This window comes from Nonomuraea sp. NPDC049655 (genome assembly GCF_044465465.1).
Classification (GTDB): domain Bacteria; phylum Actinomycetota; class Actinomycetes; order Streptosporangiales; family Streptosporangiaceae; genus Nonomuraea.
The window spans coordinates 681,284-693,807 of sequence record NZ_JBITLS010000003.1; the positions used below are offsets into that span (position 1 = coordinate 681,284).

The 12,524-nt window shown below is 72.4% G+C and carries 12 protein-coding genes; 2 read left to right on the top strand and 10 right to left on the bottom strand.

Annotated elements, in window-relative coordinates:
- Window positions 1–74: 74 nt before the first annotated feature.
- The 10 genes from ACIBQ6_RS12940 to ACIBQ6_RS12985 all read right to left on the bottom strand — a co-directional run bounded on the left by ACIBQ6_RS12940 (window position 75) and on the right by ACIBQ6_RS12985 (window position 10,015).
- On the bottom strand, window positions 75–1,802 hold the full coding sequence (locus ACIBQ6_RS12940) for an ABC transporter ATP-binding protein (protein ID WP_397211805.1): 1,728 nt from the start codon (window positions 1,800–1,802) through the stop codon (window positions 75–77).
- The gene (locus ACIBQ6_RS12945; RefSeq protein WP_397211806.1) at window positions 1,799–3,232 is read right to left on the bottom strand and encodes an ABC transporter transmembrane domain-containing protein; all 1,434 of its coding nucleotides are present in this window, start codon (window positions 3,230–3,232) and stop codon (window positions 1,799–1,801) included. The genes ACIBQ6_RS12940 and ACIBQ6_RS12945 overlap by 4 nt, the downstream gene beginning before the upstream one ends.
- Window positions 3,233–3,411: 179 nt before the next feature.
- Window positions 3,412–3,936, bottom strand: coding sequence for a DUF402 domain-containing protein (locus ACIBQ6_RS12950; protein ID WP_397211808.1), 525 nt, complete (start codon window positions 3,934–3,936; stop codon window positions 3,412–3,414).
- Entirely contained in the window at window positions 3,926–4,846 is a 921-nt protein-coding gene (locus ACIBQ6_RS12955) for an alpha/beta hydrolase family protein (protein ID WP_397211810.1), read from the bottom strand. The genes ACIBQ6_RS12950 and ACIBQ6_RS12955 overlap by 11 nt, the downstream gene beginning before the upstream one ends.
- Window positions 4,759–5,334, bottom strand: coding sequence for a hypothetical protein (locus ACIBQ6_RS12960; RefSeq protein WP_358287213.1), 576 nt, complete (start codon window positions 5,332–5,334; stop codon window positions 4,759–4,761). Before ACIBQ6_RS12960 ends, ACIBQ6_RS12955 begins: the two co-directional genes overlap by 88 nt.
- Before the next feature lie 139 nt (window positions 5,335–5,473).
- On the bottom strand, window positions 5,474–5,635 hold the full coding sequence (locus ACIBQ6_RS12965) for a hypothetical protein (RefSeq protein WP_358287214.1): 162 nt from the start codon (window positions 5,633–5,635) through the stop codon (window positions 5,474–5,476).
- A gap of 119 nt (window positions 5,636–5,754) precedes the next feature.
- Window positions 5,755–6,747 carry an MBL fold metallo-hydrolase gene (locus ACIBQ6_RS12970; protein WP_397211813.1) on the bottom strand — a complete coding sequence of 331 codons (993 nt, stop codon included), beginning with the start codon at window positions 6,745–6,747 and terminating at the stop codon, window positions 5,755–5,757.
- Between the two features lie 253 nt (window positions 6,748–7,000).
- On the bottom strand, window positions 7,001–8,422 hold the full coding sequence (locus ACIBQ6_RS12975; protein WP_397211815.1) for an FAD-binding oxidoreductase: 1,422 nt from the start codon (window positions 8,420–8,422) through the stop codon (window positions 7,001–7,003).
- Between the two features lie 43 nt (window positions 8,423–8,465).
- Window positions 8,466–9,371, bottom strand: a complete 906-nt coding sequence (locus tag ACIBQ6_RS12980; protein WP_397211817.1) for an LLM class flavin-dependent oxidoreductase — start codon at window positions 9,369–9,371, stop codon at window positions 8,466–8,468.
- 179 nt (window positions 9,372–9,550) lie between these two features.
- Window positions 9,551–10,015 (bottom strand): MarR family transcriptional regulator, encoded by a 465-nt coding sequence (locus ACIBQ6_RS12985; protein ID WP_358287222.1) that lies wholly within the window; start codon window positions 10,013–10,015, stop codon window positions 9,551–9,553.
- A 131-nt stretch (window positions 10,016–10,146) separates the two neighbouring features.
- Between ACIBQ6_RS12985 and ACIBQ6_RS12990 the strand changes: the two genes are divergently transcribed.
- On the top strand, window positions 10,147–10,977 hold the full coding sequence (locus tag ACIBQ6_RS12990; RefSeq protein ID WP_397211818.1) for an NAD(P)H-binding protein: 831 nt from the start codon (window positions 10,147–10,149) through the stop codon (window positions 10,975–10,977).
- 124 nt (window positions 10,978–11,101) lie between these two features.
- Window positions 11,102–12,520: an alpha/beta hydrolase family protein gene (locus tag ACIBQ6_RS12995; RefSeq protein WP_397211819.1), complete on the top strand. Its 1,419-nt coding sequence runs from the start codon at window positions 11,102–11,104 to the stop codon at window positions 12,518–12,520.
- Window positions 12,521–12,524 lie beyond the last annotated feature (4 nt).

Here is a 12,524-nt window from a genome sequence, read left to right on the forward strand (position 1 = left end):
GGGCGCCGCGGCCACGGCCGGCCGGCCGGACCGGTCCTCCCCCCGGCGGACCGGCACGCCCGGCAGGCCGCCCGCTAGGGGCGCGAGCCGTGCCAGGAGTTCCACAACCCCTGATAGACCCCGCCGGCCGCGACCAGCTCGTCGTGCGCGCCGACCTCCACGACGCGGCCGCCCTCCATCACCACCACCCGATCCGCGTCCCGCGCCGTGTGCAGCCGGTGCGCGATCGCGATCACCGTGCGCCCGTCCAGCACCGCCGCCAGCGACCGTTCGGCGCGCCGGGCCGTACGCGGGTCGAGCATGGCGGTGGCCTCGTCGAGGATGACGGTGTGCGGGTCGGCCAGGATGACCCGGGCCAGGGCGAGCTGCTGCACCCGGTCTGGGCCGAGTTCGCCGCCGGAGGAATGCGGGCCGAGCTCGTCGTCCAGCGAGGCCACCCAGTCGGCGCCGACCGCCGCGAGGGCCTTCTCCATCCGGTTGTCGTCGGCCGTGGGGTCGGCCAGCCGGAGGTTGTCGCGGACGGTGCCGAGGAACAGGTGCTGCTCCTGGGTGACCAGCACGACGTGCTTGCGCAGCTGGGCGGGAGACAGGTCGGCGACCGGGACCGAGCCGACGGTGACCGTGCCGAGGCGGGGCCGGTCGATGCCGGCCAGCAGCTTGCCGAGCGTGGACTTGCCGGCTCCCGAGGGGCCGACGACGGCCAGGCGCTCGCCGGGCCGCACGGTCAGGTCCACGCCGGTGACGACGTCGCCGGTCGATTCGTAGGCGAAGTGCACGCCGGCCGCCACGATGTGGTCGTCCCGGGGTTCGGGGGCGGCCACGCCGGTCTGCGCCGCCGGGAGTCGGAGCCCTTCGATCCGGGCGAAGGCGGCGCCGCTGCTCTGCAGCTGTTCCATCCACATGAGGACGGTCTCGATGGGCTGCTGGAGCTGGCGCAGGTAGAGCACGCACGAGACGACGGCGCCGAGGGTGACCTGGCCGCCGTCCAGCAGCATGCCGCCGAGCAGCAGGACCAGCACCGGCGGGAGGAGGGCGGAGACCTCCACCGACGGCCAGAGGACGCCGCGCAGGAAGAGGGTGCGCAGCTGGGCCACCCGGCCGCGCTCGATCACCCGCTCGGCGGCGCGGGTGCGCCGGTCCTGCAGGCCGAGGGCTTCGATCGTGCGGGCGCCGGCGGCGCCCGCGGCCAGGTGTTCGGCCAGTTCCGAGCGGGCGGCCCCCTCCTCCAGGTAGGCGTCGCGGGCGCGGCGCAGGTACCAGCGGGAGGCGGCCGCGACGCCGGCGAGCGTGACCAGGCCGCAGGCTCCCAGCAGCGGGTCGACCAGGAAGACGGCCGCGACGAGGAAGAGCGCCTGCAGGGAGGAGATCAGCACGGCCGGGGCGGCGTTGCGCAGGGTGTACCCGACCACGCTGACGTCCGTGGTGCCGCGGGCGGTCAGGTCTCCGGTGCGGACGTGCTCGACGGTGGCGGCGGGCAGGGCGAGCACGCGGTCGAGGAACTCCTGGCGGATGTGCTCCTGGACGCGTTCGCTGAAGCGGGCGCCGGTCCGCTCGGCGTATCGGGACAGGACGAGCTGCAGCAGCGCCCCGCCCACGGCGACCGCGGCGAGCAGGTCGATCGCCCCGCCGGCGGAGATGGTGTCGATGATGCGGCCCAGCAGCCACGGGCTGACCAGGGCAGCGGCCGCCGCCAGGCCGTTGAGGAGCAGGGTGGCGGTGAACCCGGGGACGTCACGGCGGATCAGGCGCAGGGCCGCCTGCCGTACGCGCCTGCGGTCGGCGACGGGGAGGTCGCGGGTCACGACACCACCGTCCGGTACGCGTCGCTGGAGTCCAGCAGGTCGCGGTGGGTGCCGGTGGCGGCCACCCGGCCGTCCTCGATCAGGAGGACTTCGTCGGCCTGGGCGAGCAGCAGCGGCGACGTGGTGGCGACGACCGTCGTGCGGCCGGCGCGCGCCGTACGAAGGCGCTGGGCGAGCAGGGATTCGGTGTGCGCGTCCAGCGCGGAGGTGGGGTCCACCGCGAGCAGCAGCTCGGGATCGGCCACCAGCGCCCTGGCCAGGCGCACCCGCTGGCGCTGGCCGCCCGACAGGTTGCGGCCGCCCGGCTCGATCACGGAGTCCAGGCCGTGGCGCAGCCCGGCGACCACGTCCTGGGCGGCGGCGACGGCGACCGCGCGACGGATGGTCTCGTCGTCGGCCTCGCCCCGGCCCTGCAGGACCTCGCGCAGCGTACCGGTGAACAGCGCGGCGTCGTGGTCGGCGATCAACGACGTGCCGTCGAACCCGCCGAGGCTCTCCAGCAGCGCCACGCTCTCCTCCGGACGGGCGCTGACCAGCCCCACGAAGCTGCCCGGCGTGATCTCCGGTTCGGTGGAGCGGGGCCGGCCGCCGGGCCGCAGCGCGAGGAAGCGGGTGACCCGCCGGGCGGAGACCAGGCCGTGGCTGATCTGGAAGCTGCCCTCGATGAAGAAGGACACCGGGACCACCAGCATGGCGATGTATCCGTACACGCCGACCAGCTCGCCCACCGTGATCGCGCCTTCCGCGGCCAGCCTGGCGCCCAGCCAGGTCACCGCGGCCAGGAACAGAGCCGGCAGCCCGACGCCCAGCGCGCCGATCCAGCTCGTCAGCGACGCCACCCGGTACCCCTGCTCGCGCAGGCGCGCCGAGTCGGCGAGGTGACGCTCGGCGTAGGCGCCCTTGCCGCCGAACGCGTTGAGCACCCGCAGCCCCTCGATCAGGTCCACCAGCCGGGCGGTCAGCCTGCCCTGGCTCTCGCGGTAGCCGTTCTGCACCTTCATCAACCGCCCGAGCAGCGGCCCGAGCACGATCCCCAGCACCGGCACGCCGAGCAGCACCACCACGGCCAGCACCACGGAGACCTGCAGCAGCAGCGCCGCCACCACCCCGTAGCTGATCACCGCGCCCACCCCGGGGCCGGTCACCGTCAGCGCGGCGGCGATCGTGATGACGTCGCCGATGCCGATCGTCACGACCTCGCCTGCCGAGGTGCGCCTGTTCAGGTCCGCGCCGAGCGTGTTGATCTGCTCCACCAGGGCGCGCACCGTGCGGAAGTTGGCGTCCATCCGGATCTTGGTCATCGTACGGTGCCGCATCATCGCCAGCCAGGCGTTGACCAGGCCGGCGCCGAGCAGCGCCAGCACCCAGCCGGGCGCCAGGTCGTCGTCGATCGCCCTCGACAGCAGGTACGGCGGGAGCGTGAGGCCCACCGTCCACAGGGTGCCAAGGGTCGCGCCTGAAGCGACCCGGCCCTTCTGCGCCCACGCCAACCAGCACAAATACCGAGCAGCCGCCTTCATGGCGATCACGGTAGACCATGGCCGTACCGGCCGGCCGGCGGGGTTCCTCCGTGGCGGCGCGGTCGCTTCGGGGCCGAGGACGCCTCGGTTCAGCCCCGTGTGACGTCGAAGGGCGGCAGGTCGGCCAGGTCCAGCACGGCTGCGGGCGGGAAGTCCGGCCACGAGTTCGGCGGGTCCTGGTTCAGGTTGCGCAGATGCCTGTCGATGAAGCGCTGGGTGTTGCGCAGCACCCCGACCGTGGTGGCGGCGTCGATGACGCCGTCCCGCAGCGCGTCGGCGAGCTCGTCGAGGTCCAGGACCTCGTAGCGGTGGCCGGCCGGGGGCACGACGATGTCCACGTAGAGGTCGCGGACCCTCAGCCGTTTCGGGCTCGCCTCCTCCACCTCGACCAGGTCGATGTACCACCCGCCTTCGAGTGCGTCCACGAAGGTGACCGGCCTCCGGATCTGCACCCCTTCGTCGGCGATCACGAAGCAGCGATCGGTCGTGGGACGGCCGGGAACCCGCCAAGGGGGAAGGATCTCGACGTCGTAGGCCACGATGTTGTCGCCGGTTCGGACGCCGGAGCACCATTGCCCGGTGCGGTGGTGGACACGTACCTGTTCAAGAGTCACGAATCGCAGTATGACCGCGCCGGGATGGCCGGGCGGTGAACGACGGGTGCAGCGCCCCCTTCACCACCAGCCAGCGTTTCCACCCGGTCAGGCGTTCCCAGTCGCGTCTCCAGGTGCCGTCGTTCGAGGGGGCGCCCCTCAGCATGAACGGCCGCGCCAGTCCGCCGTCGGGGATCGGGAGGAACAGGCTGCCGTCCATGTTGATCCCCGCGCGTACCCGGGCGTCCTGCAGCATGGTCTCCGGGACGGCGGCGCCGCCGATGGACTGGCCCGCCATCGCGATCCGGCCCGGATCGATCAGGGCGCCGCCCTTCCACGCGGGCCGCGACCCGGTCAGCCGGTCGAGCACGAAGCGCGTGTCGATCGCCCGGCTTCTGATCACCCTCTGGCCGAAGTCGTCGTCGACGTTCGCGCAGGCGGCGCAGGTGGCGATCCGCCCGTCAGGGAAGGTGGTGGCGAAGTTCTCGTAGGTGTGGTCGATGCCGGCCACCACGTACCCCCTGCTCGCCAGGTCCTCGGCCAGACCCGTGAGGGAACTGCGCGGCCAGGTGAAGCCGGGCGACAGCACCACGAGCGGCAGGCCGCGCCGGCGTCCCGAGGGCTCGGCGTCTTCGAGGGCGTTCGTACGGGTGCGGCTCAGCCCGTCCGGCGGAATGTTCTCCAGTTCCTTGATCCCCGATCTCTTCAGGAGCAGCTCCGACTCCTTGGGGGTGACGTACGGCGCCCGCCGTGCGGCCTGCGCCGCCGTCGGGTACCACAGGGAGACCATGAGCTCCCTCGTCCTGGCCGCGGGGACCCACGGGTCGGGACGGGAGGCGTCGGTCAGGTGCAGGGACGTCGTGCCGACCCGGTGCGGGCCGGTCGGCTTCGGGAGATACGGCTTGCGGGGCCCAGCGGGTGCCGCACCCATTCCGGATGGGCGTCGCCGACCTCGATGCTGTTCTCGTCGAGGGCGTTGGCGACGTGGAAGCGTCCCGTGCCGAAGGCGAACTCCACCGCGAGGGTGCCGGCCGCCACGTCGGGACGTGAAGGCCGCCACTCGAGCAGGGCAACCTCGCGCAGTTCCCGGCCGACGAACGACTCCAGCCGTTCGTCGGCGCTGGACCACGCCGGAGTGAGCTCGTCCTCCTCCCAGCCGGTGACCGGGGCCGTCGTGTCGATGGCGTTCCAGCCGATCGACAGCTCATCGAACTTCCAGTGGCAGAGCTCCACCTGGACGCCGTCGAAGTCCAGGACGACGGGGCAGTCGGCATACCAGTCCCCGTCCTCGACGAAACGTACGAGCGCGAAGCCACTCAGCCGCCGACCGGCAAGCGCGGCCAGGCGCGGCCCGTGGTGCTCGCGGACGGCTTCGAGTCCGACGAGAAAGGTCGGCTCGAAGCCGGAGATGCCCATCACGACAGGCGATTGTCCCGGTTCACCGCGAGACCGGCCACTCGATATCCACCGCGGAGCCGTTACGACGTGACGCCGAGGGCAGGCCGGGGAAGGCGTCGCCCGTTGTCGCCGTTCGGCCGCCGCCACCAGCTCGCAGCCGTCACCGTTGATCGACGTGTTCTTGGGGGGCGGCCGCGGCGCGGGCGGCGTCGAGGCGTTCGAACGGGCCGGGGCCGTCGTGCGGCTTCGGCGGGGCGCCGAGGTGGCGGACGCGCAGCTCGTCCATCAGCTCCTCGATGAACGCCGGGCCCTCGTCCCGCATGGCCTGCTGCCGGCTGCGGAGGTCGTCGCTGCCCGGACGCCAGTCGAGGCCCCAGTCGCCGAGGGCGTAAATGACCGGAAGGGTCCGGATGCCGGCTTCGGTGAGCAGCGCCCGCCTGGTCAGCAGCAGGCGAGGGTCCGTCGGCCGCGTGCGGCGGACGTCTCCTCGTCCTGGGCGATGCGGCCGCGCATCATGACCTCCATGACCTTCATGAAGCGCTGTGTCCTGGCCCGGCCGATGACGAACGGGTTGGCCGCGCCGGTCGTTCCGGCGCGCAGCTGCTCGATGCGGGTCAGGCCGTCGTCCACGCCGCCGTGGTTGGTCAGCTCGACCTCCACCCCCGCCCGCCGCATCGTGGCGGCGAAGGCGAGCACGGAGGCCAGGGTGGTGCGCTTGCCGGCGGTCGCGGCGGGCGGGTTGGTGCCGCCCCAGAACATCGCGGTGTGCCGCCGTCCCCTCCAGTGCACGGGGAAGATCGACGATACGGTGCCGGGCGTGTGCCCGGGCGTGTGGTGGAAGGCGATGGTGGTGCCGCCGACGGTGAGGTTCTGGCCGTCGGCGATCTCCAGGTCGCGTTCGGGCGCGTTCGCGGGACGTTCGGCGGCGATGAGGTCCCAGTCGTTCCGGCTCATCATGACGCGGGCGCCGTAGCGGTCGGCGAGGAACTGGGCGCCGCCGAAGTGATCGGCGTGGCCGTGGGCGACCACCACGTACTTGATCTGTGCGGGGTCCGCGCCCACGGCGCGCAGCCCCGGCACGATGATCTTCTCGGCGTCGTCCGGGGATCCCATCGCGTCGACGAGGACGATGCCCCCGGACGTGAACAGCGCCGTGGCCTGCACGAAGGTGGTGCCCACCACCGCCACGTCGTCGAAGACGCGCAACGGGCGGAGGGGCTTCGGCTCCGGCATCGTGAGGTCGGGCGCGAGCGCTTTGACCAGGGCCCGCAGCACCGGGTCGTCCCCCGCCAGCGCGGCCGCGCGGTCGTAGTAGCGGCGAGCACGCCTGGGGGCGGTGGCGGCCGCGGCTTCGACCGGGCGGCCGGCCAGCGGCAGGAGGGCCGCGGCGGCCAGCAACGCACGGCGGGATGGGACGGACTGCCCGAGGGACATGGTCGAACACCTGCTCTTTCACGGGCACAGATCCTGATCAGATCGGCCCGGAGTGACGTCGATGCCGGTCCAGCAGATCAGAACAGATCTTGTGGCGTCCAATACTGGTATGGGACGCCGGGCGATAGCCGAGTGGATATCACTGCTGTTCCGGCAGGAGGACGATCACCGTCGCCGCGGCAAACTCCGGCGCACCCCCGTTCGCCGACCGCGGGCTCGGCCGCAGCCTCCGGAAGGACCTCAACAGACTGTTTCAGCCAGACGTCGGCGCCGGCGGGATGTTGTGGTTGAAGCGGAACACGTTGCCGGGGTCGTGGGCCGTCTTGACGGCGACCAGCCGCTCGTACGCCTGCGGTGTGAACGCCTGCCGCACGTCCTCCGGATCGGTGTGGGCGACGCCCGCCATGAAGTTGAGCGTGCGCGTCCCGCTGTTCCATGGGGCGAGGGTCTGGACGACCCGGTCGTGCCCGGCATATACGGCCTCGTCCTCGCCGATGCCGAGGACACCGGCGGAGTACAGCTGGAACTGGGCGGCGGTGCGCGCGACCGCGTTCGGCAGGCGCGGCGGCCGGGCGAGGGCGCCGCCGAGATGGCGGATCTCGATGCCGACCGCGCTGTTCGACCCGGGGCCCACCAGCGCCAGGATCGCCTCGACGGCGTCATGGTCGAGGTGGGTGAGCTGGAAGTTGTCGATGTGGTACGAGCCGGGCGTCGGCGGATCGTTGTGGATGGTGCCGACCTCGGTGTACGGGAGGTCGGTGACCGTGTCGAGCAGCGGCGTGGCGATCTCGCGCAGCGGCTTGACCAGCCGGGCGCCGTCCTGCGGCGAGCCGAGGTAGCTCAGGCGCAGGTGCAGGACGAAACGCCCGCGCAACTCCCCTGGGACCTCGGGCGCATCGGGCCAGGGCATCATCAGGAAGGAGGAGCTGAGCTCGTCGGGCACCTCGGTGACCCATGTGCGGTAGAAGTGCAGCACGTCACGGATCGACTCGGCCGCGAAGAACAGGCCGCCGCCGTAGATCCGCGACACCTCCACCAGTTCCACCTCAAGTGAGGTGACCACCCCGAAGTTGCCCTTGCCGCCGCGCAGCGCCCAGAACAGGTCGGTGTTCTCCTCCTGCGAGGCGGTGCGCGGTTCGCCGTCGGCGGTGACGACCTCGATGGAGCGTACGTGGTCGGCGGCGTAACCGTAGCGGCGGGACAGCACGCCGATGCCGCCGCCCAGCGTGTAGGAGACGGCGCCGACGAACGGCGCCGAGCCGTTCAGCGGGGCCAGGCCGTGGCGGGCGGCGGACTGGATGACCTCCCGCCACAGCACGCCCGCCTCCAGCCGCACGGTGCGGCGCTCGGGGTCGACCCGGTGCCCGTCCATGCGCCGCGTGGAGATGAGCAAGGCCCCGTCGGCGGGTGGCCCCACACCGTGGCCGGTGGCCTGTACGGCGACGCCCAGCCCATGGTCGCGGGCGAAGCGCACCGCGGCCACCACGTCGTCGGCGCCGGCCGCGCCGACGATGACGGCCGGGTGATGTACGACGGAGCGGTCGAAGCCCTCCGCCTCCTCGGTGTACCCCGGGGCGCCGGGGAGGAAGACCGGGCCCTTGACGCTGCCGGCGAGTCCCATCACCGCCCCGGCGGTCAGAGCGGGGCCACCCGTCGGCGGGATTTGCTCGATCACTGGCATGTCCTCACGTGTCGTCATTCAGGTGGCTCGGTCCAGGTCAGCCCGTGGTGAAGTCGAAGGTCGGGTTCCGCCGGACCCCCACCCGCTCCAGCGCCTCGGCCAGCAGGTGGACCTGGTCCAGGGAACTGCTGACCGGGTAGAGCACCAGGTCGTCGACGCCCGCGTCCGACAGAGCGATCAGCTCCTTGAGCAGGCGCTCGTCGGAGTCGAGCGAGTCGGCGCGGACCGACTCGTAGTAGGGCGACTCCTTGGAGCCGTAGTAGTGGGCCACGTACTCGTCGGTGAGCCGGACGGCCTCGGGACCGCAGCAGAAGTAGCGGCCGGTGAGGATGTGCGGCCTGCCGGGCCGCCCAGCCGTGGCCCATGCCTCGGTGACGCCTTGGACGCCGTTCACCAGCAGGTCCAGGCTCAGCGTCGGCGCCACCCAGCCGTCGCCGAAGCGGGCGGCGCGGGCATGGCCCGCGGGGATCAGGCCACCGATGAGCAGCTTGGGACGGCCCTCGCCGGGCAGCGGGGGCGGGCCGGAGATGCTGGTGACCTCACCGTCCCAGACGCGGCGCATCTCGGTCAGGGTGTCGTCGAAGATCTTGCCGTGGCCCTTGCCGGGAGCGCCGCTGAGGGTGAAGTCGTCCGGCCAGCCCCCGATGCCCAGGCCCGCCGTGAGCCGGCCCTGCGAGATCAGGTCGACGGTGGCGAGCTGCTTGGCGAACAGGATCGGGTTGCCCCGCCATCCGACGTTCAGCACGCTGGTGAACAGCTGGACGCGCTCGGTCACCGCCGCGGCGACGCCGAGGGAGACCAGCGGGTCCAGGATGTCGTAGACCAGGCGGTCGATGGATCCCAGGGAGTGGAAGCCGAGGCGCTCACTGTCCTCCGCCCACTGCTTGACCTCCCGCGCAGGACGTCCGGGAACGGCGATCGGCAGACCGATTCCAATATTCACGAGCACTCCGTCTCAACCAGATCTCACTGGGGCACAACGATCCGGACGGCCCATTTCCGGCCGTCCTCATGCGCCCGCCGAGGCGCACAGCCGTGACGATATTCAGCGAGCTCGGCATCGGGCTTGTACGGATCGGACATGCTCCGAACCGGCCGGCCCGGCCGCCTCCGCACCAGGCTCTAGGCGGACGTCGTGAGGCGCTGCGCCTGTGCGCGGCCCACCGAGGCGGCCCGCTCCAGGTAGTCGGCGATCAGGGCGAGCGCGTCGTCGTCGTAATGGTCGAGCATCTCGACGAACGCCCTGCCGGGAACGTCCCAAGCTGCACCGATCCGGGCACGGGCCTCCGGGGTCAGGGCGACCAGGGCGCGCCTGCGGTCGGCCGGGTCGGCGTGCCGCACGACGAGACCCGCCTTGTCCAGGCGGTCGACCAGGCGGGTGGCCGAGCCGGGGGTGAGTCCGGCCAGGCGGGCGATCTCGCCGGTGCTGATCGGCCCCTGCTCCAGGTCGAGCAGGGCCACGCATTGCAGGTCGGTGGGGTGGAGGCCGAGCCGGTCGGCCATGGCCTGGTTGAACAGCGTGTAGGCCGCGTAGTGGCGCTGACTCTCGTCGCTGATGCGCTTGAGCATCTCGGCTCGATTTGACACGTGCGGCTCCGTACTCCTCATAATGTTCGTCACGCAATCATTGCATGACACAAATTCTGTGTCGCGCTTTCATTCTATCGACAGGCGTCGCGCTCACGTCGCGAAGAGTCTGCGAAGGGATCTGCACCGACATGACCACTCTTGTCACCGGCGCTCGCGGCGCCGTCGCGACCGCTCTCATCGGCCTCCTGCGCGAGCAGGGCTTGTCTGTACGACCGGCGTCCAAGGCCCCCGCCGACCCGTCCGTCGTCAGGTGCGACCTGGGCGATCCGTCCACCTTTGACCGTGCGCTCGCAGGCGTGACCTCGGTGTTCCTGTACGCCGAGCCGTCGCACGCGCAGGAGTTCGCCGCGGCGGCCGAGGCGGCCGGGGTCGAGCATGTCGTGCTGCTGTCCTCCGCCGCCGTGCTCATGCCCGATCCCGACAGCAACCCCTTGGCCGCCACGCATCTCGTCCCGGAACGCGCCCTGGCCGCCTCGCCCGTGCCGAGCACCGTCCTGCGGCCCGGCACCTTCTGCGGCAACGCGATGGCGTGGTCATGGGCCGTCAAGTCGGGGACGCCGATCAACCTGCCCTACCCGCACGCGCACGTCGACGCCATCCACGAGGCGGACATCGCGGCGGTCGCGGCCGCCGTTCTGGCCGACCCCGCGCTCGGCGGCAGAGCGTACACACTGACCGGGCCCCAGTCGCTCACGTTCACCGACCAGATCGAGATCCTCTCCCGCGTCACCGGGCGGGACATCGCGATCAGGCCCGTCACCAGGCAGGAGTGGACGGCCGAAATGGCGCAGTACATGAACGCGGCCTTCGCGGACGCCCTGCTGGACTACTGGCAGAGCTGCGACGGCCGTCCGATCGAGCTCACGCCGGTGGTGGAGGAGCTGACCGGCACGCCCGCGCGGACGTTCGCCTCCTGGGCCGAGGAGAACCGGGCGGCGTTCCTCGGCCGGCACGCTTGATCGCCGCGGCGCGGCCGCTTGCGACTCCGGTCGCAGACAGGTCGCGGCGGTCATACCGGGGTCGCATGCGGCTCTCGGCCTCGGGCCCGATGTCCGGCCGAGGTCATTGCGACACCGTGATCACATGAACGTGACCGTGTTCGGCCTGTCCCTCGTGGAGCTCCTGGCCCTGGCAGCCGCCGTCGTGCTGGTGCTGGCCCGATGGCTGCCGTCCGGAGCGCGCCGGCCGTCGATGCTGGCCGGTGCGGCGGCCCTCGTGGTGTCCGCGAGCGTGCTGGCCGTGCTCGGGATCCGCTGGCAACTCCTCCCCGTCCTCGCAGGCGGGGGCATCGCGCTGGCCTTCGCCGCGCCGTCACTGCTGGGGTGGCGTGCCGGGCGGCGGGCTCGATGGTGGCTGGCGCTGCCGGGGTCGGCGGCATGCCTGGCGCTGGTCGTCGCGGGCGCGACGGCGGCGTGGGCGCTGCCCCTGCCGGTGTTCCCCGAGCCGTCGGGCGCCTACGCCGTCGGCACCACCGTCGTCCAGTGGAGCGACGCTGATCGGGCGGAAGCCGCCACGTCCAGGACCGATGACAAGCGGGTGGTGGTCGTCCAGCTCTGGTATCCCGCGCAGGACGTCCCCCCGGACGCCGAGCGGGCGCGGTACCTCGGCCGCACGGCACGCGAAGCACAGGTCGTCGCCCGTGGCCAGGCCGAGTACCTGGGCCTTCCCGCCTTCGTGCTGGACGAGCCGGCACGCGCCCGCACGCGTTCGGTGCCCGACGCGCCGGTGGCCGGCGGGGGCCGGTTCCCCTTGGTGCTGTTCTCGCCCGGCCTCGGAGGTGTGCGCACCCAGAACACCGCCTGGGCCGAGGAACTGGCCGGCCGCGGGTACGTCGTGGCCGCACTCGACCACCCGTACGACTCGGCCGTCGTCACCCTCGCCGACGGCCGAGCGGTCCGCACCCACGTCGCGGCCACCGGCGACCAGGCGGAGGACAACAGACGCGCGGCCGGATGGACGGCGGTCAGAGCCGCCGACCTCAGCTTCGTCCTCACCCAGCTCGGCCGCCTGGACCGTGGAGAGATCCCGGGCCTCCTGAGCGGACGCCTCGACGTCCGCCGCGCCGCGGCGACCGGTCACTCCCTCGGGGGCGCCGCCGCCCTGCAGGCCGCCCGCCAGGACCCCCGCTTCGCGGCCGTCATCGACCTGGACGGCTTCCCCCGCGACCCCGCCGCGCGCCCCTTCCACCAGCCCGTGCTCGCGCTCACCCACGACGTCGAACCGGGCGAGACGCCGGACTACATCCCGCGCCTCACGCGGGTGCTCCAGCTCAGCACGGCGACCGGCTACCGGCTCACCGTCCCCGGCACGGCGCACCTCACCTTCACCGACGCGCCGCTCTTCATGCCGCCCCTGCCCGCGCTCATCGGCTCTCTCGGCCGGACCGCGGGGCCGCGCATCACCGCGGCCGCCACCGTCGCCTTCCTGGACGCCACACTCCGCGGCACCTCCGGCGACCTCGCCGCGACCCTGTCCAGGTACGGCCACCTGACCGTCCTGTGACACC